Below are 23,077 nucleotides of genomic sequence, written 5' to 3' on the forward strand. Positions count from 1 at the left end.
AAACGTGGACAAGAGGAACGCTTTGCGCGCCGGTGCGGTCTCCGCAGCGGCCACGCTGATGATGCTGATGTCGTCGCCCGCCATGGCCCTGACCCCGGACGACGGCGACGATCCGGGCACCGGTCTGAGCGTTGCCCAGACCCTCGGCCTGTACGTGGCGATCCCGATCGTGCTGTTCGTGGTCATCGCCGGCCTGGTCATGCTGCCGTCGGTGGTCGGCAAGGACAAGAAGAAGTAGCGCCTCCCACCCGTCACGCCTGACGACTGCCCCGCCCGCCCACCGTGGCCGGCGGGGCAGTCGCATGCCGGGCGGGAGGCGCGGGCGCCTGCCGGGCCGCGTCGCGCGGACGCGGCGGCGGTGCGTCGGGCCGCATCGCACTGCGTCGGGCCGCTTCGGCCGGACCCGGGCGGGGCCGGGGGTCAGTCCCGCAGGGCCCGCCCGGGCGGGAGGCCCGGGGCGACCAGGGCGGGGAAGCCGCTGGTCCAGCGCTTGCGGCCGTCCGGCAGGACGGCCAGCGCCTCGACGCCCGGACGGGCCTCGGCCCAGGCCAGGCCGCGCCGGGGGCCCATCGCGAAGGCGGCCGTGGCCCAGGCGTCGGTACGGGCCAGGCCCCGGCCCACCAGGGTGAGCGAGCGCAGGCCGGTGGCCGGCCGGCCGCTGTGCGGGTCCAGGATGTGCGGGCCCCGTTCGGCGGTGCCCGAGGTGGCCACCGCCAGGTCGTGGCCCGCCACCACCGCGGTGAGGGCGCCCGGCCTGGTCGGGTGGGCGATCCCGACCCGCCACGGGCCGCCGACGCACTGGACGTCCCCGCCGCCGGAGACGCTGAGGTCCGTGGCACCTGCCGTGCGGAGCAGCCGGACGGCCTCCTCCACGGCCCAGCCCTTCACCCAGCCGCTCGGGTCCAGCCGCCCGCCGGGGTGGGCGGTGAACCAGCCGTCCGTCTCGGCGGCGACCTCCCGGCAGCGCTCCAGCACCTCGGCGAGTTCCGGGTCGCAGTCGGCGAGGGTGGTCTCGGCCCTGGCCAGCCGGCTGACCTGGCTGTCCCGCCAGTACGGGGAGAAGACCTGGTCGATCCGGTGCAGCCGGTCCACGGCCCGCCGCAGGGCGGCCTCGACGCCGGCCCGCCGGGCGCCCCGCCCCGCGTCACGGACGGTGAACGAGAACACGGTGCCCATCACGTGCTCGGCGTGCCGCAGCGGGTCACCGGGCCCGGCGGCGGGCCGTACGACCCGGACGGACGAGGCCGGCAGGGCGCTCGGGGAGACGCTCATCGGCCGGCCGCCTGGTCGAGGGCGCTCTGCAGCGAGGTGGCGTAGCCCTGGCTGGTGAAGGTCGCGCCGGAGACGACGTCGATGTCGGCGCTCTGCGCGTCGAGGGCCTCCTGGTTGAGCAGCGGCACCGCGTAGCTGTTGATCTCCTGGTCGCGGCGGTCGTGGGTGGGGTACTCGACCGCCTCCACCTTGGTGATCTTCGTGCCGTCCAGGGTGACCTTGACCTGGACCGGGCCGAACCGGGTGTTGGCGGCGCTGCCGGTGACCGTCCGCACGGTGCCGGAGGCGGCGCCGCCGGTACCGGCGGACGGGCTCGCGGCACCGGCGTCGGTACCCGCGCCGGTCCCCGGGGAGCCCGAGGAGCCCGTTCCCGAGGATCCGGTGCCGGTGCCGAGGGCGGCCGGGGTGGTGGCCGCCTCGTGCGGCTTGAGCGAGAGCAGCAGGACTATGCCGGCCACGGTGGCGCTGCTGGCGACGACGGCTCTGCGCACGGTGACTCCCGAATGGATCTGACGGAACGGTGGAGGTGGGTTCGGTGGAGGTGGGTTCTGGCGGTAGTGGGTCCTGGCGAGGGGGCCCGGTGGGGACGGGCTCCGGCGGTGTCCCGGGCCGGGACACCGGCTCTCACAGGCTGAACGACTCGTGGTGGATGCGTCCGCGCGGCACCCCGGCCGCCCGCAGGGCCCGGACGGCCGCCTCGGCCAGCGCGTCCGGCCCGCAGAGGAAGACCTCGTGCCGGGCCAGCCCCGGGACCAGCCGGGTGAGCGCGGCGCCGGTGTCCCCGACCTCCGCGCGCGGGCCGAGCAGGTAGTGCACCCGGGCGCCGCGCGCGGCCGCGACCTTCGCCAGCTCGTCCCGGAAGAGCACGTCCGCTGCGCTGCTCGCCCGGTAGACCAGCGTCAGCCCGCCGCGCGGCGCCGGCAGGGTCTCGAACAGGGCCCGCAGCGGCGTGATCCCCACCCCGGCCGCCAGCAGCAGCACCGGCCGGCCCCGGCCGCGGACCCGGCGGGCGGTCAGGGCGCCGTACGGGCCCTCGGCGCGGACGGCGGTGCCGGGGCGCAGGGCCGCCACGGCGGCGCTGTGCCGGCCGAGGTCCTTCACCGTGAAGCGCAGGAAGTCCGGGTGCGGCGGCGCGGACAGCGAGTACGGGTTGGCCGTCCAGCGCAGGCCCGGCGCCTGGAACTGCAGCCGGAAGAACTGGCCGGCCTCGGCCCGCAGCTCCGGCAGCCGCCGCCCGGTGACGAAGACCGAGACGACCCCGGGTGCCTCGGGCCGTACCTCGGCGACCCGCAGCCGGTGCCGCCGGTCGCGCAGGGCGGGGACGGCCAGCCGGTACCAGCCGAGCGCGGCGGCGGTGCCCAGGTAGAGGACGTACCAGCAGGTCCGGGCCGGGCCGGGGCCCAGGTCCGCGCCGTTGGTGAGCTGGTGGCCGAAGCCGAGGGCGACCGCCAGGTAGGTCGCCAGGTGCAGGTGGTACCAGAGGTCGTAGCTCATCCGGCGGCGGGCGGCCCGGGCCGAGACGGCGCCGACGCCGAGCATCAGCAGGGTGGCGAAGGCCGCCTTCAGCATGTCCGGGTAGTGCAGCACGATGTCCACGGCCTCGCCGGCCACGTTCCGGTGCACGGTGAGCGCGTAGCCCCAGACGACGGTGAGCACGTGGACGGTGAGCAGGCCGACCAGGTAGCGGCCGCCGGCGGCGTGCCAGCGGGCCAGGCGGTCAGCGCCCAGGCCGCGCTCCAGCGGCGGGATCCGGGCCATCAGCAGGATCAGCACGGGCGCGGTGTAGCCGGCCAGCAGGCCGGTGATCCGCCCGGCGCCGGTCAGCCACTGGTCGGCGCCGCCGACCGACCGGGTGTCCTGCCACCAGAGCAGCAGCACGGCGGCCGCGCCGGCCCCGACGAGCGCGAGGACGGTGGCGGCGAGGGTGTCGGCGGGCAGCCGGGCCCCCCGCGTGGTGCGCCGCGCGGTGCGGGCGGGGGGTCGGGCTGGTCCGGCGGCTGAAGTGGTCATGGGCTGGCCTCCTTGGCGAGCCAGCGTGCCACCGGAAGATGGGGGTTTCCTTTGAAAATCCCTACGGGAACGACAGAGCCCGGGCCGGGAACGCCGGAGCGGGCCGGTGCCGGAGGTGGATCATCTCCGGCACCGGCCCGCTCACGGGTGCCTCAAAACGTCAGTGCGTCAGTACCTCGGTACCTCAGTGCCCCAGCTCCCGGGCGCCCGCCGCCCGGTCGGCGGCCTGGGCCCGCAGGGCGCGCTGGACGCCGTCACGGGCCTCCACGACCTGGCGGCGCAGGGCGGGGACGGGCTCGGCCGAGGCCAGCCAGGCGTCGGTGGCGTCCAGGGTGGCCTGCTCGACCTGGACCGACGGGTACAGCCCGACCACGATCTGCTGGGCGATCTCGTGGCTGCGGCTCTCCCAGACGTCCTTGACCGCCGCGAAGTACTTGGCGGTGTAGGGCGCGAGCAGCTCGCGCTGGTCCGAGTCGACGAAGCCGGCGATGACCGCGTCCTGCATGTAGTTGGTCAGCTTGTCCGACTCGACCACCGAGGCCCAGGCCTCCGCCTTGGCGGCGGCGGTCGGCCGGGCGGCCCGGCAGGTCGCGGCGTGCTCCTCGCCGGCGGCCGTGCGGTCCCGGGCGAGTTCGGCCTCGATGGCCTTGTCGTCCGCGCGGCCGGTGGCGGCCAGCCGGCCGAGCAGCGTCCAGCGCAGCTCGGTGTCGACGGCCAGGCCCTTGAGCTCGACCGAGCCGTCCAGCAGGCCGGCGAGCAGCGCGAGCTGCCCGTCGGTGCGGGCGACGGCGGCCAGCGCGCGGGTCCAGGCCAGCTGGTGGTCGCTGCCGGGCTCGGCGGCGCGCAGCTGCTCCTCGGCGGCGGCGGCCCAGCGGCCCAGGCCCTGCTCGCGCCAGGCCGGGTCGGTGTAGACGTCCAGCGCGGCGCGGACCTGGCGGTGCACGGACTGGACGACGCCGATGTCGCTCTCCCGGGGCAGGCCGGAGAGGGCCAGCGTCAGGTAGTCGCGGGCGGCCAGCTCGCCGTCGCGGGTCATGTCCCAGGCGGAGGCCCAGCACAGGGCGCGCGGCAGCGAGTCGGCGAAGGCGCCGAGGTGCTCGGTGACGAAGGCCAGCGAGTCCTCGTCCAGGCGGACCTTGGCGTACGACAGGTCGTCGTCGTTGAGCAGCAGCACGGCCGGCTTGCGGCGGCCGGTCAGCTGCGGCACGGCGGTGCGGGCCCCGTCGACGTCCAGCTCGATCCGCTCGGTGCGGACGAGCTTGCCGTCCTGCAGCTCGTAGGCGCCGATGGCGATCCGGTGCGGGCGCAGCACGGCCTCGCCCTTGGCGCCGGCGGGCAGCGCGGGGGCCTCCTGGAGGACGGCGAGCGACTCGATGGTGCCGTCGGCGGCCAGCGTCAGCTCGGGGCGCAGGATGTTGATGCCGGCGGTCTCCAGCCAGGCCTTGGACCAGGCGCCGAGGTCGCGGCCGCTGGTCTCCTCCAGGGCGCCGAGCAGGTCGCTGAGGCGGGTGTTGCCCCAGGCGTGGCGCTTGAAGTAGGCCTGGACGCCCTTGAAGAAGGCGTCCTGTCCGACGTACGCCACCAGCTGCTTGAGCACCGAGGCGCCCTTGGCGTAGGTGATGCCGTCGAAGTTGACCATGACGTCTTCGAGATCGTTGATCTCGGCCATGATCGGGTGGGTGGACGGGAGCTGGTCCTGGCGGTAGGCCCAGGTCTTCATCTGGTTGGCGAAGGTGGTCCAGGAGTGCGGCCACTTGGAGCCGGGGGCCTCGGCCTGGCAGACGGCCTCGGCGAAGGTCGCGAACGACTCGTTCAGCCAGAGGTCGTTCCACCACTCCATGGTGACCAGGTCGCCGAACCACATGTGGGCCAGCTCGTGCAGGATGGTCGCGGCCCGCGACTCGTACGCGGCGTCGGTCACCTTGGACCGGAACACGTACTGGTCGCGCAGCGTCACGGCGCCCGCGTTCTCCATCGCGCCGGCGTTGAACTCCGGGACGAAGAGCTGGTCGTACTTGGCGAAGGGGTAGGCGAAGTCGAACTTCTCCTGGAAGTAGTCGAACCCCTGCTTGGTGACGGCGAACACGGCGTCGGCGTCCAGGAACTCACGCAGCGACGGCCGGCAGTAGACACCGAGCGGCACCTTCTGGGCGCCGTTCTCGTAGCTGTCGAAGACGCCGACGTACGGGCCGGCGATCAGCGCGGTGATGTACGAGGAGATCCGGCCGGTGGGCTCGAACTCCCAAACCTGGGTGGGGCCTTCGCCGGCCGGGGTGGGGGTGGGGGAGTTGGAGACGACGACCCACCCGGTGGGGGCGGTCACGGTGAACCGGAACGCGGCCTTGAGGTCGGGCTGTTCGAAGGAGGCGAAGACGCGGCGGGCGTCCGGGACCTCGAACTGCGTGTACAGGTAGGTCTCGCCGTCGACCGGGTCGACGAAGCGGTGCAGGCCCTCGCCGGTGTTGGTGTAGGCGCAGTCGGCGACCACCCGAAGCTCGTTCTCCGCCCGCAGGCCGGGCAGGGCGATCCGGCTGTCGGCGAAGTTGGCGACCGGCAGGCTCTCGCCGTTGAGCACGATCTCGCTGACGGCGGGCGCCACCAGGTCGATGAAGCTGGACGCGCCGGGGGTGCTGGCGCTGAACCGGACCACGGTGGTGGACCGGAAGGTGCCTCCGTCGCGGGCCGAGCTCAGGTCGAGCTCGATGTCGTACGCGTCCACGTGGAGGAGCTGGGCCCGGGTGCGGGCCTCCTCACGGGTCAGGTTTGTGCCAGGCACTCGCAGGACTCCTTCGTCAGGCAGGGATGCTCCGCATCCTCCCATGGCCGGAGGGCCGCAGCGGGGGAATACCCGGGGCGGGGCGGGCCGCCGTCGCGGGGCCGGGCGGCCCGGCCGGCCCGGCCCCGCGACGGCTCCCGGCTCAGCCCTTGGTGAACCTGATGACGGGTTCGCCGGTGCTGGTCCTCGGGAAGGCCACCAGCGAGCCGCTGTCGGTGACCACGAACTCGGTGATGCTGTAGATCAGCGTGCCGGACTTCGGCTTGGCGACCGGGCCGAGCTCGGTGACGGCGCCGTCGGCCTTGCCGAGCGTCACCAGCTTCCCGGGCTTGCTGTAGCCGTTGGCGACGACGGCCCGGACCGCGCCCTCCTTGTCGGCCCCGGAGACCAGCCGCAGGCCCTGCTCGCCGCCGCCGTTCTGCTCCCAGAGCTTCTTGCCGGCGGTCAGGTCGTAGGCCTCGACGGACGGCTTGCTGCTGCTGCCCGCCTGGACGTACAGCGTGGTGCCGCTGACCACGTTGAGGGTGAAGGCGTCCGAGGAGTCGGAGAACCGCAGGCTGTCGCTGCCGGCCTCCTTCGTCGGGATCTTGGCCATCGGCTTGCCGGCGGCGTCGAAGCCCACCACGTAGTCACCACCGGTGCCGCCGGACATCGCCAGCACCAGCGGCTTGTCGGAGAGCACCGTGCCGAGCCGCTCGTTGGTGCCCTCCAGCACGAACTGGGCGCCGGACTTGCCGGTCTCCGCGTCGAGCACCTGGAGGGTGGCCTTGGTCGTGGTGCTGCTGCCGTAGCAGCGGTCGGTCAGCACGACGCTGGTGCCGGCCACCTTGGCGCCCGAGGTGCTGCAGTTCTTCTCGCGCGGCTGGTAGGTCCAGACGGGGGCGCCGTCGGCGACGTTGAAGCCGCCGAGGGCCGAGCCGGCGCCGACCGCGATGACCTTGTCGGTGATGCTGAGGGTGGGGGAGTAGACCCGCTCGGCGTCGATCTTCTTGGACCAGAGCAACTGGCCGGTGGTGACGTCGACCGCCCCCAGCGTGGAGCAGTCGCCGTCGCCGGTGTTGAGGGCGACCGCGGCGACGCCCTTGCTGTTGTGCCCGTAGGACATCGAGCAGAACTCCTTGGTGCCGGCCGGCGGCGCGAGCGACCACGCCTCCTTGCCGTCGGCGCTGTTGTACGCCTTGATGCCGCTCTCGTCGCCGCGGACGATCAGCTTCTCGCTGCCCCAGATGCCGAGCAGGCTCGCCGAACGGGCGCCCTGCGCCTTGGGCGCCGCCCAGGCCACGTTGTAGGTGCCGGACGGGCCGCCGCCCGGGCCCTTCGGGTCCTTGTCGTCGAACAGGACGACCAGGCCGATGGCGATGGCGACCACCAGCAGCGCGCAGACCGCGCCGCCGTACAGCAGCACCGGGTTGCGCTTGCGGGGGGCGGGCGCCGCCGGGCCGGGATAGCCGTACCCGGGCTGCTGCGGGAACGCGGGCGCCGGTGCCTGCGGCGGGTAGCCGTACCCGCCGGCGACGGGCGGCGGGGTCTGCTGCGCCTGGAAGGGCTGCGGCGGGGTCATCGCGTACGGGTCGAACGGCCCGACCGGAGCGCCCGGGGCCGGCTGCGGAACCTGGGGCTGCTGCGGGGCGTTCTGGGCGGGGAAGGCCGCGGCGGTCGGCTGATAGGCGTAATCGCCGCCCTGGGCCGGGGCGGCCGCCGCGGGGGGCCCGGCGGGGGCCGTGACGGGTGCGCTGCCGAGCTGGGTCAGCTGGTCGGCCAGCCCGGCCGGGTCGGTGTCCGGCCTGCGGCCGAACGACACCCCGCGCTGCTCCGGCGGACCGCCGGAGGTGTCGCCTGTACCCGGATTCGGGTGGTCCCCTGCCATCTGATGCCCCGTCGTGTGTGAATTCGTCCCGACCCCGCGCCTGGTGGGCCCGAGGCTGCTGGGGCGGGTGAGATTGGGGACCATCGTAAGGGGGACGGGTTTTCCGGCGGCCACAGGTGGGCCCCCGGGCGCACCGTTCCCCGGTGAACCGGAGCTCGGCGGAGGTTTCGCAACGATCCTTGTTCGGCCTTGACGCGACGTTCAGGGGTTGGCTGAGCTTAGAGTTCAGAAGTTGAAAGTGAACAGTTGGTTGAGGGATCCACATCTTCCGGTGACCCGGCCACTGACACAACGGACTCCGCCGCAACGGCGCGGCAAGGGCGGGGACGTCAGGTCCCCGCGCCCTTGGGAGGGTGAATCATGTCGACGGACACACCGGGATCGCAGTCCTCACTGCACCGGGCGAATCTCGAACGAGTGCTGCGAGCGGTCAGGATGGCCGGCTCGCTCACACAGGCGGAGATCGCACGCAGTACCGGACTCTCGGCGGCCACGGTGTCGAACATCGTCCGGGAGCTCAAGGAGAGCGGCACCGTCGTGGTCGCCGACACCTCCTCCGGCGGCCGCCGGGCCCGCAGCGTCTCGCTCAGCGGTGACGCGGGCATCGTGGTCGGCATCGACTTCGGCCACACCCACCTGCGGGTCGCCGTCGGCAACCTCGCGCACCGGGTGCTGGCCGAGGAGAGCGAGCCGATCGACGTGGACGTCTCGGCGCAGCAGGGCTTCGACCGGGCCGAGGCACTGGTCGACCGGCTGCTGGAGCAGGCCGGGTTCAACCCGGACAAGGTGATCGGCGTGGGCCTGGGCGTGCCCGGCCCGATCGACGTGGAGACCGGCGCGCTCGGCTCCACCGCGATCCTGCCGGGCTGGACGGGCATCGCGCCCGGCCGCGAGCTGGCGACCCGGCTCGGCATGCCCGTGCACGTGGACAACGACGCCAACCTGGGCGCGCTGGGCGAGCTGGTCTGGGGCGCCGGGCGGGGGCTGAGCGACCTGGCGTACATCAAGGTGGCCAGCGGCGTGGGCGCGGGCCTGGTCATCAACGGCCAGATCTACCGAGGTCCGGGCGGTACGGCGGGCGAGATCGGGCACATCACCCTGGACGAGGCCGGGCCGGTCTGCCGCTGCGGCAACCGCGGCTGCCTGGAGACTTTCGTCGGTTCCCGCTACCTGCTCAATCTCTTGAACGCCAACCTGGGCGGCGACCTCACCTTGTCGAAGGTCGTGCAGCTCGCCCAGCAGGGCGATCTGGGCTGCCGCCGGGTGATCGCGGACGCCGGCCGGCAGATCGGCAGCGGCGTCGCTACGCTCTGCAACCTGCTCAACCCCCGCCGGATCATCCTCGGCGGTGACCTCGCCGAGGCCGGTGAGCTGGTGCTTTCTCCTATCCGGGACTCCGTGGCCCGCTATGCGATCCCCAGCGCGGCCCGCCAGTTGTCGGTGGTTCCGGGCACGCTGGGTGGCCGTGCGGAGGTTCTGGGAGCGCTTGCCCTGGTGATGAGCGAGATGGGCGAATCGGGCGCTCTGGGGCGTACCGGGCACGCTGTGGGCGCTCGGAGCTGACTTGGAGCTACCCCGTTTGGTATCGGGTAAGCGTTCAGGAAGATAACGAAAGGGTTTGGATCCGCCGGAGGTTGGATTTACTTATTGACGGCATGTGCCGGGTGCGGGTTGACTCCCTCCCACCTCGCCGCAGCGTTGCGGCAATGTCAGGGAGGCAACCCCCACCATGAACGCAATGATGCGTCGCGCTGTCATCGCCACCGCCGCCGTCTCGATGGCTCTGTCCATGGCAGCCTGCGGCAAGGCCGGCGACGACAAGAAGAGCTCCGACAAGGCAGGCGACACCAAGTCGATCGGCCTGCTGCTCCCCGAGAACGCGTCGTCCACGCGTTACGAGTCCTTCGACAAGCCGTTCATCGAGGCCAAGGTCGCGGCCCTCTGCCCCGACTGCAAGGTCAAGTACAGCAACGCCGAGGGCTCCGCCTCGAAGCAGAAGCAGCAGTTCGACACCCTGATCGCCGAGGGCGTCAAGGTCATCATCCTGGACGCCTTCGACGCCAAGTCGACCCAGTCCTGGGTGAAGGAAGCCGCCGACAAGGGCGTCAAGGTCGTCGCGTACGACCGCCTGGCCACCGGCCCGGTCGCCGCCTACGTCTCCTTCGACAACCAGAAGGTCGGCGAGCTCCAGGGCCAGGCCCTGGTCGAGGCGCTGGGTGCCAAGGCCGCGGACGCCAACGTCGTCATGATCAACGGTGACGAGGCCGACCCGAACGCCGCGCTCTTCAAGTCCGGCGCCCACAAGGTGCTCGACGGCAAGGTCAAGAAGGTCGTCTACGAGGCCTCGGGCGAGTGGAAGCCCACCGTCGCCGGCCAGAAGATCGGCACCGCGATCACCAGCCTGGGCAAGGACGGCTTCCAGGCCGTCTACTCCGCCAACGACGGCATGGCCGCGGCGATCATCACCCAGCTGAAGTCCTCGGGCATCAACGTCCCGGTCGGCGGCCAGGACGCGGGCATCGACGCGATCCAGCGCATCGTCGCCGGTGACCAGGCCTACACGATCTACAAGGCCTACAAGCCGCTGGCCGACAGTGCCGGCGAGCTCGCGGTCAACCTGCTGCAGGGCAAGGACGTCAAGTCGATCGCGTCGTCGACCATCGACAGCGACACCGACAAGGGCATCCCGGCCAAGCTGCTGGAGCCGAAGGTCGTCAACAAGGCCAACGTCCAGAGCACGGTCATCGCCGACGGCCTGTACAAGGTCGCCGACATCTGCACCGGCGACTACGCCGCCGCCTGCGCCGCCGCGGGCCTGAAGTAGTCAGACCGCCGCGACGGCCCCTCCCGAGGGGTCGTCGCGGCCCTGCGCGTGCGTCCCGCCGCGCACCCCCTTATTTCTCGCACTACTCCCTTCGCGCCCGGGTCGGCGCGCGTCGGCCGTCCCACCTCGTGCAACAGAGGCCGGGCGGGAAGAAGGAGATGGTTCAGTTGACAAGCGCACCCGTACTGGCGTTGCGCGGGGTCTCCAAGCGCTTCGGTGCCGTTCAGGCGCTCACCGACGTTCACCTGGAGGTCCACGCCGGAGAGGTCGTCGCCCTGGTCGGCGACAACGGCGCAGGCAAGTCCACGCTGGTCAAGACGATCGCCGGCGTCCACCCGATCGACGAGGGGTCGATCGAGTGGGAGGGCCGCGAGGTCCGCATCAACCGCCCGCAGGACGCCCAGGGCCTGGGTGTCGCGACGGTCTACCAGGACCTCGCGCTGTGCGACAACCTCGACGTCGTCGGCAACCTCTTCCTCGGCCGCGAGCTGCGCCGCTTCGGCACGCTCGACGAGGTCGCGATGGAGAAGCGCGCCAAGGAGCTGCTCGACACCCTGTCGATCCGCATCCCGAGCGTCCGCATCCCGATCGCCGCGCTCTCCGGCGGCCAGCGCCAGGTGGTCGCCATCGCGCGCGCCCTGGTCGGCGACCCGAAGATCGTCATCCTGGACGAGCCGACCGCCGCCCTCGGCGTCGAGCAGACCGCCCAGGTCCTCGACCTGGTCGAGCGGCTGAGCGAGCGCGGCCTCGGCGTCATCCTGATCAGCCACAACATGGCGGACGTCAAGGCCGTCGCGGACACCGTCGCGGTGCTGCGCCTCGGGCGCAACAACGGCGCGTTCGACGTCGCGTCCACCACCCACGAAGAGATCATCTCCGCCATCACCGGAGCCACGGAGAACGCCGTGACCCGGCGTCAGGCACGCATCGCGGAGGTTGCGAAGTGAGCACCAACAAGACCGAGGCCACCGCGGCCCCCGCCGTCAAGGAAGCGCCCTCCCAGGAGCCGGCCGCCACCCCCGCCCCCGCGGTGGACCCGCGCCTGCTGGTGCGCGAGGCGGGCCTGGCCGGCTACGTCGCGGACTTCAAGCGCAAGATCAAGAGCGGCGAGCTCGGCTCCGTGCCGGTCGTCCTCGGCCTGATCCTGATCGCCGCGATCTTCCAGAGCCTGACCGGCAACTTCCTGAACGCGGACAACCTCACCAACATCACGCTGTGGATCGTGGGCCCCGGCCTGATCGCGGTCGGCATCGTCTTCGTGCTGCTGCTCGGCGAGATCGACCTCTCGCTCGGCTCGGTGGCCGGTGTCTCGGCGGCCATCGCCGGTGTCCTGTCGGCCCGCCAGGGCGTCAACGAGTGGCTGTCGATCCTGATCGCGCTGGCCGCCGGTGTCGCCATCGGCGCGCTGCACGGCTTCTTCTTCGCCAAGATCGGCGTCCCCGCCTTCGTCGTCACCCTCGCGGGCCTGCTCGCCTGGAGCGGCCTGCAGCAGTCCGTGCTCGGTGACAAGGGCACCGCCAACGTCGTGAACAACGGCGTCATCGCGGACCTGGACCACTACTTCCTCGGTGACGGCGACATCGCCATCACCTGGATCTTCGCCGTCGCCGGCATCGCCCTGTTCCTGGCCGGCCAGGTGCTCGACAGCCGCCGCCGCAGCGCGGCCGGGCTGCCGGCCCGCCCGATGAGCGAGATCGGCCTGCGCACCGGTGTGCTGGCCCTGATCGCGATCGCCGCGGCCTACATGCTGAACCAGAGCCGCGGCCTGCCGCTGCCGCTGGTGATCTTCCTCGGCATCGTGATCGTCACCGACTTCGTGCTCCGCCGCACCTCCTACGGCCGGCAGATCTTCGCGGTCGGCGGTGGCATCGAGGCCGCCCGCCGCGCCGGCATCAACGTCGCCTGGGTCCGGATCTCGGTCTTCATGATCTCGGCCGGCATGGCGGCCCTCGGCGGGCTGTTCATCATGTCCCAGCAGGGTTCGGCCGACAAGGCGCTCGGCAGCGGCAACGTCCTGATGAACTCCATCGCGGCGGCCGTCATCGGCGGCACCAGCCTCTTCGGCGGCCGGGGCAAGACCTGGTCGGCGCTGCTCGGCATCCTGGTGATCCAGTCGATCATCACCGGCCTCGACCTGGTCCACGTCGACCAGGCCATCCAGTACATGATCACCGGCGCGGTGCTGCTCGCCGCGGTCGTCCTGGACTCCGTGTCCCGCCGGACGCAGAAGTCCTCCGGCCGAGGCTGACGCCCGCCCCGGAAGCAACTGTGAGGCCCGGCACCCGAACCGATCGGGTGCCGGGCCTCGTCCTGTCATGTGCGGCCGCCGGCCGTGTCCGGCATCGCCGGGCCGGGTCCCGGCACGTCCCGGGACACGACAACGCCGGGCGCGCCGCTCGGTGTCCGGCAGGCGGACATTAGACTCGACCAGCCGGGACGAACCGACACCGTCGGTCCGTGGCGCCGGCATGGGCGGCCAAGCCCGTCGGACCCGAACAGGTCCGAGTCCGTTCGGACGAAACAATGTACGAGGAGGAACGGGTGGCCCTGCTGACCCGCATTCGGGGACCGCGCGATCTCGACCGGCTCACGCCCGGACAGCTGTCCGCCCTGGCAGAGGAGATCCGCAGCTTCCTGGTCGAAGAGGTCTCCAAGACGGGCGGCCACCTCGGACCCAACCTCGGCGTGGTGGAGCTCACGATCGCCCTGCACCGGGTGTTCGACTCGCCGCGCGACCGCATCCTGTTCGACACCGGCCACCAGAGCTACGTGCACAAGCTGCTCACCGGCCGCCAGGACTTCTCCCGGCTGAAGATGAAGGGCGGCCTCTCCGGCTACCCCTCGCGCGCCGAGTCCGAGCACGACGTGATCGAGAACTCGCACGCCTCCACCGTGCTCGGCTACGCCGACGGCCTGGCCAAGGCCAACAAGATCCTCGGCCACAGGGACCGCCCGGTGGTCGCCGTGATCGGTGACGGCGCGCTCACCGGCGGCATGGCCTGGGAGGCGCTCAACAACATCGCCGACGCCCGCGACCTGCCGGTCGTCATCGTCGTCAACGACAACGAGCGTTCCTACTCCCCGACGATCGGCGGGATGGCCAACCACCTCGCCACCCTGCGCACCACCCAGGGCTACGAGCGCTTCCTGTCCTGGGGCAAGGACGCGCTGCAGCGCACCCCGGTGGTCGGCCAGCAGCTCTTCGGCACCCTGCACGGCGCCAAGAAGGGCCTCAAGGACTTCATCGCCCCGCAGGGCATGTTCGAGGACCTCGGCCTCAAGTACATCGGCCCGATCGACGGCCACGACCTCACCGCCCTGGAGTCCGCGCTGACCAAGGCGCGCGGCTTCGGCGGCCCGGTGATCGTGCACTGCCTCACCGAGAAGGGCCGCGGCTACCGCGCGGCCGAGCAGAACGAGGAGGACCGCTTCCACGCGGTCGGCGTCATCCACCCGGAGACCGGCCTGCCGATCAAGTCCTCGGGCAAGGACTGGACGTCCGTCTTCGGCGAGGAGATGGTCGCGCTCGGCCGCGAGCGCGAGGACATCGTGGCGATCACCGCCGCGATGCTCCACCCGGTGGGCCTGGCGCCGTTCGCCAAGGCCTACCCGGACCGGATCTTCGACGTGGGCATCGCCGAGCAGCACGCGGCCGTCTCGGCGGCCGGCCTGGCCAGCAACGGCCTGCATCCGGTCGTCGCGGTCTACGCGACCTTCCTGAACCGGGCCTTCGACCAGGTCCTGATGGACGTCGCGCTGCACAAGCTCGGCGTCACCTTCGTGCTGGACCGCGCCGGCGTCACCGGCACCGACGGCGCCTCGCACAACGGCATGTGGGACATGTCGATCCTCCAGGTCGTCCCCGGCCTGCGCCTCGCCGCCCCGCGCGACGCCGACCAGGTCCGCGCGCAGTTGCGGGAGGCGGTCGAGGTCACCGACGCCCCGACCGTGGTCCGCTACTCCAAGGGCAGCGTCGGCCCCGCCGTGCCCGCCGTGGGCAAGGTCGGCGGCATGGACGTGCTCCGTGAGAGCGGCGAGCCGGCGGGCGAGCACCGCGCCGATGTGCTCATCGTCTCGGTCGGCGCGCTGGCCCCGCTCTGCCTGGAGCTGGCCGGCCTGCTGGACGCCCAGGGCATCACCAGCACCGTGGTGGACCCGCGCTGGGTCAAGCCCGTCGACGCCGCCCTGCCGGGCCTCGCGGCCGAGCACCGGGTCGTCGTCACGGTCGAGGACAACGGCCGGGCCGGCGGCGTGGGCTCGGCGATCGCCCAGGCCCTGCGGGACGCGGACGTGGACCTGCCGCTGCGCGACTTCGGCATCCCGCAGGAGTTCCTCGACCACGCCTCGCGGGCCGAGATCCTGGCCGAGATCGGTCTCACCGCCCCCGACATCGCCCGTCAGGTCACCGCACTGGTGTCCCGGCTGGCCGGCGACCGGGTCGAGGCCTGACCACCCGGGGCGACACTCCGATGACCGTACGCGACATCATGGATCGATAATCCTACGGAAGGCGGGACCGGCGCTCCTGGTGCCGGTCCCGCCGGGTAGGTTGTCCTTCGTGCCGACCACCACCCACCGACTCGCCGCGCTCACCGAGCGCCTGCCCGCACGGGTACGCACGGGCTACTGGACGAGAGTGGTCCCGGTCCTGGCACTGCTGGCCGTCATCACCCACATCCCGTCGTTCCTGCGGCCGGTCTGGAGCCCCGACGAGGGCTTCCTGGCCACCCAGGCCCGGATGCTGGCCGACGGCGGCGTCCTCTACGACACCGTGGTGGACCGCAAGCCCCCGCTGCTGCCCTGGCTGTACGAGGCCTGCTTCACCGTCTTCGGCTCACTCTCGCTCTGGCCGCTGCGCAGCCTCGCGATAGTGGCGCACCTGGTCACCGCGATCCTGCTGGCCTCGATCGCCCGCGGCCGCTGGGGCAACCGGGCGGGCGCCGCCGCGGGGGCGCTGTACCTGCTGCTCTCCATCGGGCTCTCCCCGGAGGACACCCAGGCGGCGACCTTCGAGGTCTTCATGCTGCCCGCCATGGTGGCCGCCTTCCGGTACGCCGAGCGGCGCCGCTGGCTGGCCGCCGGGATCGCGGTGGCGCTCTGCTCGCTGACCAAGCAGACCGGCGGCGCGGTGATGCTCCCGGTCCTCTGGATGCTCTTCCAGGACAGCCGCAGACGCGGGGTGCGGTGGATGCCCGCCCTGTTCAAGATCTGGTTCGGCTTCGCCCTGCCGATAGCGCTGGTCGCGGTGATCCTCACCAAGCCCAAGGGCTTCCTGTTCTGGGTGGTCACCGGCAGCGGGGACTACGCCTCGTTCGGCGGCGCCTGGGTGCAGATGGCCGGCCGGGCGCTGGGCAACTCGGCGATCCTGCTCGGCGCGGGGCTCGGCCTGGTGCTGCCGCTCGGCCAGCGGCTCTGGCTGAAGTACCGGCACCGGCCGCTGCCGGCCGCCGGCGAGGAGCGCGGCTCCACCGCCGACCTGTGGGTCTGGCTGCTCTCCTCGGTGGTCGCGGTCAGCGTCGGCTTCCACTTCTTCGGGCACTACTACCTCCAGCTCATGCCGCCACTGGTGCTGCTCGGCGTCGGCGCGGTCTCCACCTCGGCGATCCGCTGGAAGCCCGTGATGATCTACAGCACGGCCGCCGCCACCGCCTTCTGGGTGCTCGCGGTGGCCTGGCCGGGGGAGCGGCTGGACCGCACCACCGAGGTCGCCACCGCCGTCGCGGCCCAGACCACGCCCAAGGACACCGTGCTGGTCTGGGGCATGCACCCGGAGCTCTACTGGCTGGCCGACCGCCGCCCGGCCACCCGCTACCTGACCGCCGGCTTCCTGACCAACTTCAGCGGCGGCAAGGACGGCAGCCAGAACGTCGGCGAGAAGTACAGCGTCACCGACGCCTGGCAGACCTTCGACGCCGAGCTGCTCGCCAACGGCCTGCCCGAGATCGTCGTGGACGACTCCGGCCCGGCGCCCTACCAGCCCTTCCTCGTCCCCCGGATCGAGAACCTGCTGGACACCCACTACGAGATGGTCGGCGTCTTCACCGACACGGTGGTCTACCGCCTCAAGCGCTAGGCGGCCGCCCACGGGCCCGCGGCCGTCCCCGCCGGCCCCCGTCCCCAGCTGCCCCCGGCCCCGGCCGCCCACGGCTCCCGTCGCTCCCGGCCGGACCGGCCGCCCGCTGATCCACTCGCCGCCTCCCGCGATGCTGCTTATGGTGATCGCATCATCACGTACAGCTCCGGGTGCGGGCCGTGAGGGACTGCGGCGCCGGGCCCTGGGGCCGATCGAGGAGAGACTCCAGTGACTACAGCCCGTGACATCATGCACGGTGGTGCCCAGTGCGTCCGCGCCGACCAGAGTCTGGCCGACGCCGCCCGGATGATGCGCGACATGGGGGTCGGCGCGCTGCCGATCTGCGGCGCGGACGAGAAGCTCAGCGGGATCATCACCGACCGGGACATCGTCGTGCGATGTATCGCCGAGGGCAAGGACCCGGCGATGATGAAGGCCATGGACCTCGGCGGCCACCTGCACTGCGTGCGGGCCGACGACGACATGGACGTGGTGCTCAAGAAGATGGAGCAGCACCAGATCCGCCGCATCCCGGTGATCCACGAGGAGCGGCTGGTCGGCATGATCAGCGAGGCCGACATCGCGATGGGCCACCGCGAGGGCAACCACCTCACCGACCGGCAGATCGTCGAGTTCATGGACAGCGTCTACATGAAGCGCTGACGCCCGCGCCCCGGCCGGCCCCCTGCGCAGCCCCTGACGGCTGTCCGCGGCGCGGGTGGGCGGTCCGGGTCCGGGCGGTGCCCGCGGCGGCCCCTGACGGCCGTGCGGCGCGGGGCGCCCGGCCCGGCGGCCGGGGAGGACGAACGGAGCGCCGGTGACCACCCGCGAGGGGGGTCACCGGCGCTCCGCCGTACGGTGCCGCTTCAGGCTCAGGCCGGGATGCTGGCCAGGCCGGGGGCGAGGAACTTCTTGCCGTTCACCCGCTCGGAGACGCCCTCACGGTCCAGGTACGGGGTGATCCCGCCCAGGTGGAAGGGCCAGCCGGCGCCGGTGATCATGCACAGGTCGATGTCCTGCGCCTCGCCGACGACGCCCTCGTCGAGCATCAGGCCGATCTCCTGCGCCACCGCGTCGAGGGCGCGGGCCAGCACCTGCTCCTCGGTCAGCACGGTGGTGCCGAACGACAGCAGCGCCAGGACCTCGGGGTCCAGCACCTGCTGGCCGTCCTGCCAGACGTAGAAGCCGCGCTTGCCGGCCTTGACCAGCTTGCCGAGGTTCTCGGAGACGGTGTACCGCTCCGGGAAGGCCGCGGCCAGGGTCTCCGACACGTGCAGGGCGATGGCCGGGCCGACCAGCTCCAGGAGCACGATCGGGGACATCGGCAGGCCGAGCGGGAGCACGGCCTTCTCGACGGTCTCGATCGGGGTGCCCTCGTCGATGGCGCCCTGGATCGCGTCCATGAAGCGGAGCAGGATCCGGTTCACCACGAACGCCGGGGCGTCCTTGGTGAGGACGGCCGTCTTCTTCAGCTTGCGGGCCACGCCGAAGGCGGTGGCCAGCGAGGCGTCGTCGGTCTTCTCCGCGCGGACGATCTCCAGCAGCGGGAGGATCGCGACCGGGTTGAAGAAGTGGAAGCCGACGACCCGCTCGGGGTGCTGCAGCTTCGACGCCATCTCGGTGACCGAGAGGGAGGAGGTGTTGGTGGCCAGCACGCAGGTCGGCGAGACCACGGCCTCCAGGTCCGCGAAGACGTTCTGCTTGACGCCCATCTCCTCGAACACGGCCTCGATCACGAAGTCCGCGTCGCCGAAGGCCGTGGCCTTGTCGAGCGAGCCGGTGACCAGGCCCTTGAGGCGGTTGGCGTTGTCCGGGCTGATCCGGCCCTTGGCCAGCAGCTTGTCGATCTCGGCGTGGACGTAGCCGACGCCCTTGTCGACGCGCTCCTGGTCGATGTCGGTGAGGACCACCGGCACCTGGAGGCGGCGGGCGAACAGCAGCGCCAGCTGCGAGGCCATCAGGCCCGCGCCGACGACGCCGACCTTGGTGACCGGGCGGGCCAGCGACTTGTCCGGCGCGCCGAACGGGCGCTTGGCCCGGCGCTGCACCAGGTTGAAGGCGTACAGGCCGGCGCGCAGCTCACCGCTCATGATGAGGTCGGCCAGCGCCACGTCCTCGGCGTCGAAGCCCGCCTGCAGGTCGGCGTCCTTGACCTGCTGGATGATGTCCAGCGCCTTGTAGGCGGCCGGGGCGGCGCCGTGCACCTTGGAGTCGGCGACCAGGCGGCCCCAGGCGACGGCGTCGTCCCAGGCCTTGCCGCGGTCGATCTCCTCGCGCTCGACGGCGGTCGCGCCGGTGAGCACCTTGGAGGCCCAGAGCAGCGACTGCTCCAGGAAGTCGGCCGGCTCGAAGATCGCGTCGGCGATGCCGAGCTCGAAGACGTCCTTGCCGCGCAGCTGCTTGTTCTGGCTCATCGAGTTCTCGATGATGACCTTGATCGCCTTGGACGGGCCGATCAGGTTCGGCAGGATGGTGCAGCCGCCCCAGCCGGGCACCAGGCCCAGGAAGACCTCGGGCAGCGAGAACGCCGGGACGCCGGTGCTGACCGTGCGGTAGGTGCAGTGCAGGCCGACCTCGACGCCGCCGCCCATCGCCGCGCCGTTGTAGAAGGCGAAGCTGGGGACGGGCAGCGCGGCGATCCGCTTGAAGACGTCGTGGCCGCCCTTGCCGATGGCCAGCGCGTCGCTGTGCTCCTTGAGCACCTCGACGCCCTTGAGGTCGGCGCCGACCGCGAAGATGAACGGCTTGCCGGTGACGGCGACCGCGACGATCTTCCCGTCCGCGGCCTCCGCCTCGACCTGGTCCAGCGCCTCGGACAGCTTGGCCAGCGAGCCGGGGCCGAAGGTGGTCGGCTTGGTGTGGTCGAAGCCGTTGTCCAGGGTGATCAGCGCCAGCTTGCCGGCCTGCAGGGGCAGGTCCAGGTGCCGTACGTGCGCGGAGGTGACGACCTCGCCCGGGAACAGCTCGGCGGCGCGCTTCAGCAGCTCAGTGGTGCTCATGGTCACTTACCACCCTCGAAGTGCGGGTTCTCCCAGATGATGGTGCCGCCCATGCCGAAGCCGATGCACATGGTGGTCAGGCCGTACCGCACGTCCGGGCGCTGCTCGAAGCGGCGGGCCAGCTGGTTCATCAGGCGCACGCCCGAGGAGGCCAGCGGGTGGCCGAACGCGATGGCGCCGCCGAACGGGTTGACCCGCTCGTCGTCGTCCGCGATGCCGTAGTGGTCCAGGAAGGCCAGCACCTGGACGGCGAAGGCCTCGTTGACCTCGAAGGCCTGGATGTCGTCGATCGTCAGACCGGCCTTGGCCAGCGCCTTCTCGGTGGCGGGCACCGGGCCGATGCCCATGACCTCGGGCTCGACGCCCGCGAAGGCGTACGAGACCAGGCGCATCTTGACCGGCAGGCCCAGCTCCTCGGCCACGTCCTCGGCGGCGAGCAGCGAGGCGGTGGCGCCGTCGTTCAGACCGGCCGAGTTGCCCGCGGTGATGTTGCCGTGCGGACGGAACGGGGTCTTCAGGCCGGCCAGGGACTCCATCGTGGTGCCCGGGCGCATCGGCTCGTCCGTGGTCGCCAGGCCCCAGCCGGTCTCGCCGACGTCGGGGTTGGTGTTGCGGATCGAGACCGGCACCAGGTCCGGCTGGATGTCGCCGTTGGCGTACGCCTTGGCGGCCTTCTCCTGGGAGCGCACCGCGTAGGCGTCGCAGCGCTCCTTGGTGATGTGCGGGAACCGGTCGTGCAGGTTCTCCGCGGTCATCCCCATGAACAGGGCGGACTCGTCGACGAGCTTCTCGGAGACGAAGCGCGGGTTCGGGTCGACGCCCTCGCCCATCGGGTGGCGGCCCATGTGCTCGACGCCGCCGGCCACGACGATGTCGTACGCGCCGAAGGCGATGCCGCCCGCGGTCGCGGTGACGGCGGTCAGCGCGCCGGCGCACATGCGGTCGATCGAGTAGCCCGGGACGGACTTCGGCAGACCGGAGAGCAGCGCGGCGGTGCGGCCGATCGTCAGGCCCTGGTCGCCGATCTGCGTGGTGGCCGCGATGGCGACCTCGTCGATGCGCTCGACGGGCAGGTTCGGGTTACGACGCACGAGTTCCCGGATGCACTTGACGACCAGGTCGTCGGCGCGCGTCTCGTGGTAGATGCCCTTCGGGCCTGCCTTGCCGAACGGGGTGCGGACGCCATCGACAAAGACGACATCCCTCGCGGTACGAGGCACGGGGGCTCTCCTCCCAGGGACCAACGGATGATGTGGGCAGGCCGGCGCGGACAAAGGCGGGCGGCGCTGCTTCACGGCCATGCTACCCGCCGGTAACTAACTTGCCCAGGCCCGGCGCCCCGATCACGTGGTGTGTCCCGCGCCACGTCCCGTCACCGGTACCCGGCCAGGTCCGGCACCCACCGTGCCCCGGCCGGCCTGCGGCCGCCCTGCGCCTGGCCTGCGGCCGCCCTGCGGGCCGCTTGCGCCCGCCGGGAAACGACGACGGGGACGCCGTCCGGCGTCCCCGTCATGGTCGAATCCGTGACCCGCTCACCCCTCGGGCAGCTCCGGCTGCTCCGCCGGCGGCTCGGCCGGCTGGGTGGCGGCCTTCACGAAGGCCGCGGCCACCGCGGGGGCGACCAGGCCGACCTGCCACTGCCGGGCGCCCAGCGCCCGCAGGGCGGCCGCCACGTTCTCGGCCGTCGGGTTCGCCGGCGGCTCCCAGGACACCCGGCGGACCAGGTCGGGAGTGATCAGGTTCTCCGGCGGCAGGCTGTGCTTCTCGGCCAGCTCGCCGACCGCGGCCCGCGCCCCGGACAGCCGGGCGGCCGCCACCGGGTCCTTCTCCGCCCAGGCGCGCGGCGGCGGCGGGCCCTCGTGCGGGGCGGACGGCGGCGGCAGCTGCGCCTCCGGGATCTCCCGGGCCCGCTGCACCGCGGCCAGCCACTGCTCCAGCTGGCGCCGGTGCACCCGCGGCCCGAAGCCCTGCACGGCCTGCAGGGCGGCGAGGTTCAGCGGGACGGCCAGGGCGGCGTTGACGATGGCGGCGTCCGACAGCACCCGGCCGGGCGAGACGTCGCGGTCCTGCGCCATCCGGTCCCGGGCCAGCCACAGCTCGCGGACGACGGCCAGCTGCCGGCGCCGGCGCACCTTGTGCAGCTGCGAGGTCCGGCGCCAGGGGTCGACCCGGGGCGCCGGCTTCGGGGCGTTCGCGATCGCGGCGAACTCCTCCAGGGCCCAGCCGAGCTTGCCCTGGGCGTCCAGCTCCTGTTCGAGTGCGTCGCGCAGCTCGACCAGCACCTCGACGTCCAGGGCGGCGTAGCGCAGCCACGGCTCGGGCAGCGGGCGGGTGGACCAGTCCACCGCCGAGTGCTCCTTCGCCAGCGTCAGGCCGAGCACGCTCTCGGTCATCGGCCCGAGGCCCACCCGGGGGAACCCGGCGATCCGGCCGGCCAGCTCGGTGTCGAACAGCCGGCGCGGCTTCATCCCCACCTCGGCCAGGCACGGCAGGTCCTGCGTGGCCGCGTGGACCACCCACTCGGCGTCGGCCAGCGCCGCACCGAGCTCGCTGAGGTCGGGACAGGCGATCGGATCGATCAGCGCGGTGCCGGACCCGGCTCGCCGCAGCTGGATCAGGTACGCGCGCTGCCCGTAGCGGTAGCCGGAGGCCCGCTCGGCGTCGACGGCGACCGGTCCGGTGCCCGCCGCGAACGCGGCGACGGTGGCGGCGAGAGCCTGCGCGTCCGCCACGACCGGGGGGATTCCCTCCCGCGGTTCGAGGAGCGGGACCGGGGCTGTCTCTTCTGGGATGGCTGCTACGGCGTCGGTCACCCCCCAAGGGTACGACGCCCCCCGCCGGCGGGAGTGTTGTCGGACTGGTCAGACCGCGTTCAGGGATATGCCACCCCGAATCCGGGTGATCGCCTTCCGCCACCAATCGCCCCAAACGGCCCACCCCACCCCACCCGGAAGCCCCACGGACCCCGGAGGCCCGAACAGCTACGGGAGCGACCGAGCGACCGGCCCCGACCCCGTACGGCCCTGTTCCGGCCCTGTCCCGTCCGGCCGCGTCCGGGCCGAAGGGGCCCGCCGGAGCCGAAGTGGGGGCACCCCCGGCCCGGTGCCGAAAGGGAGAGCGCGAGGGCGCGACGGACCCCGACCCCGTACGGCCCTGCCGTGACCCCCACCCCGTACGGACCGCGTCCGAGCCAAAGGGGCCCGCCGGTGCCGAAAGGGAGAGAGCGAGGGAGCGACCGACGAAGGAGGGAGAGAGG

Annotated in this window: 16 protein-coding genes; 8 read left to right on the forward strand and 8 right to left on the reverse strand. The window is 72.4% G+C overall.

Annotated elements, in window-relative coordinates; genetic code table 11:
- Positions 1-4 precede the first annotated feature (4 nt).
- The gene (locus IE329_RS20105; RefSeq protein WP_190212322.1) at positions 5-238 is read left to right on the forward strand and encodes a hypothetical protein; all 234 of its coding nucleotides are present in this window, start codon (positions 5-7) and stop codon (positions 236-238) included.
- Positions 239-420: 182 nt separating this feature from the next.
- Here IE329_RS20105 and IE329_RS20110 read toward each other — a convergent pair whose 3' ends face one another.
- The 5 genes from IE329_RS20110 to IE329_RS20130 form a co-directional block, all read right to left on the reverse strand.
- Positions 421-1,176: an FAD:protein FMN transferase gene (locus IE329_RS20110; RefSeq protein WP_190212345.1), complete on the reverse strand. Its 756-nt coding sequence runs from the start codon at positions 1,174-1,176 to the stop codon at positions 421-423.
- A 92-nt stretch (positions 1,177-1,268) separates the two neighbouring features.
- Positions 1,269-1,763, reverse strand: coding sequence for an FMN-binding protein (locus IE329_RS20115; RefSeq protein WP_190212323.1), 495 nt, complete (start codon positions 1,761-1,763; stop codon positions 1,269-1,271).
- Positions 1,764-1,896: 133 nt separating this feature from the next.
- The gene (locus tag IE329_RS20120) at positions 1,897-3,282 is read right to left on the reverse strand and encodes a ferredoxin reductase family protein (protein WP_190212324.1); all 1,386 of its coding nucleotides are present in this window, start codon (positions 3,280-3,282) and stop codon (positions 1,897-1,899) included.
- 184 nt (positions 3,283-3,466) lie between these two features.
- Positions 3,467-6,058, reverse strand: coding sequence for an aminopeptidase N (gene pepN, locus IE329_RS20125; RefSeq protein WP_190212325.1), 2,592 nt, complete (start codon positions 6,056-6,058; stop codon positions 3,467-3,469).
- A 142-nt stretch (positions 6,059-6,200) separates the two neighbouring features.
- Positions 6,201-7,925 (reverse strand): outer membrane protein assembly factor BamB family protein, encoded by a 1,725-nt coding sequence (locus IE329_RS20130; RefSeq protein WP_190212326.1) that lies wholly within the window; start codon positions 7,923-7,925, stop codon positions 6,201-6,203.
- Positions 7,926-8,285: 360 nt separating this feature from the next.
- On the opposite strand from IE329_RS20130, the gene IE329_RS20135 reads away from it, so the two are divergent.
- From IE329_RS20135 to IE329_RS20165, 7 genes are all read left to right on the forward strand, one after another.
- Entirely contained in the window at positions 8,286-9,488 is a 1,203-nt protein-coding gene (locus tag IE329_RS20135; RefSeq protein WP_190212327.1) for an ROK family transcriptional regulator, read from the forward strand.
- Between the two features lie 166 nt (positions 9,489-9,654).
- Positions 9,655-10,749 carry a sugar ABC transporter substrate-binding protein gene (locus IE329_RS20140; RefSeq protein ID WP_190212328.1) on the forward strand — a complete coding sequence of 365 codons (1,095 nt, stop codon included), beginning with the start codon at positions 9,655-9,657 and terminating at the stop codon, positions 10,747-10,749.
- A gap of 158 nt (positions 10,750-10,907) precedes the next feature.
- The gene (locus IE329_RS20145) at positions 10,908-11,696 is read left to right on the forward strand and encodes an ATP-binding cassette domain-containing protein (protein ID WP_073928929.1); all 789 of its coding nucleotides are present in this window, start codon (positions 10,908-10,910) and stop codon (positions 11,694-11,696) included.
- Positions 11,693-12,997, forward strand: a complete 1,305-nt coding sequence (locus IE329_RS20150) for a sugar ABC transporter permease (protein WP_190212329.1) — start codon at positions 11,693-11,695, stop codon at positions 12,995-12,997. Before IE329_RS20145 ends, IE329_RS20150 begins: the two co-directional genes overlap by 4 nt.
- A 275-nt stretch (positions 12,998-13,272) precedes the next feature.
- Positions 13,273-15,198: a 1-deoxy-D-xylulose-5-phosphate synthase gene (gene dxs, locus IE329_RS20155; protein WP_190212330.1), complete on the forward strand. Its 1,926-nt coding sequence runs from the start codon at positions 13,273-13,275 to the stop codon at positions 15,196-15,198.
- A gap of 109 nt (positions 15,199-15,307) precedes the next feature.
- Complete coding sequence (locus tag IE329_RS20160; protein WP_190212331.1) at positions 15,308-16,822, forward strand: ArnT family glycosyltransferase; 1,515 nt, start codon at positions 15,308-15,310, stop codon at positions 16,820-16,822.
- Between the two features lie 228 nt (positions 16,823-17,050).
- Entirely contained in the window at positions 17,051-17,485 is a 435-nt protein-coding gene (locus tag IE329_RS20165; RefSeq protein WP_073928925.1) for a CBS domain-containing protein, read from the forward strand.
- A gap of 209 nt (positions 17,486-17,694) precedes the next feature.
- Here IE329_RS20165 and IE329_RS20170 read toward each other — a convergent pair whose 3' ends face one another.
- From IE329_RS20170 to IE329_RS20180, 3 genes are all read right to left on the reverse strand, one after another.
- Entirely contained in the window at positions 17,695-19,821 is a 2,127-nt protein-coding gene (locus IE329_RS20170) for a 3-hydroxyacyl-CoA dehydrogenase NAD-binding domain-containing protein (protein ID WP_190212332.1), read from the reverse strand.
- Positions 19,822-19,823: 2 nt separating this feature from the next.
- Complete coding sequence (locus tag IE329_RS20175; protein ID WP_190212333.1) at positions 19,824-21,041, reverse strand: thiolase family protein; 1,218 nt, start codon at positions 21,039-21,041, stop codon at positions 19,824-19,826.
- A gap of 312 nt (positions 21,042-21,353) precedes the next feature.
- Positions 21,354-22,634, reverse strand: a complete 1,281-nt coding sequence (locus tag IE329_RS20180; protein ID WP_190212334.1) for a ribonuclease D — start codon at positions 22,632-22,634, stop codon at positions 21,354-21,356.
- Between the last annotated feature and the right edge of the window lie 443 nt (positions 22,635-23,077).

The sequence above is a fragment of the Kitasatospora indigofera genome, assembly GCF_014655955.1.
Taxonomy (GTDB): domain Bacteria; phylum Actinomycetota; class Actinomycetes; order Streptomycetales; family Streptomycetaceae; genus Kitasatospora; species Kitasatospora indigofera.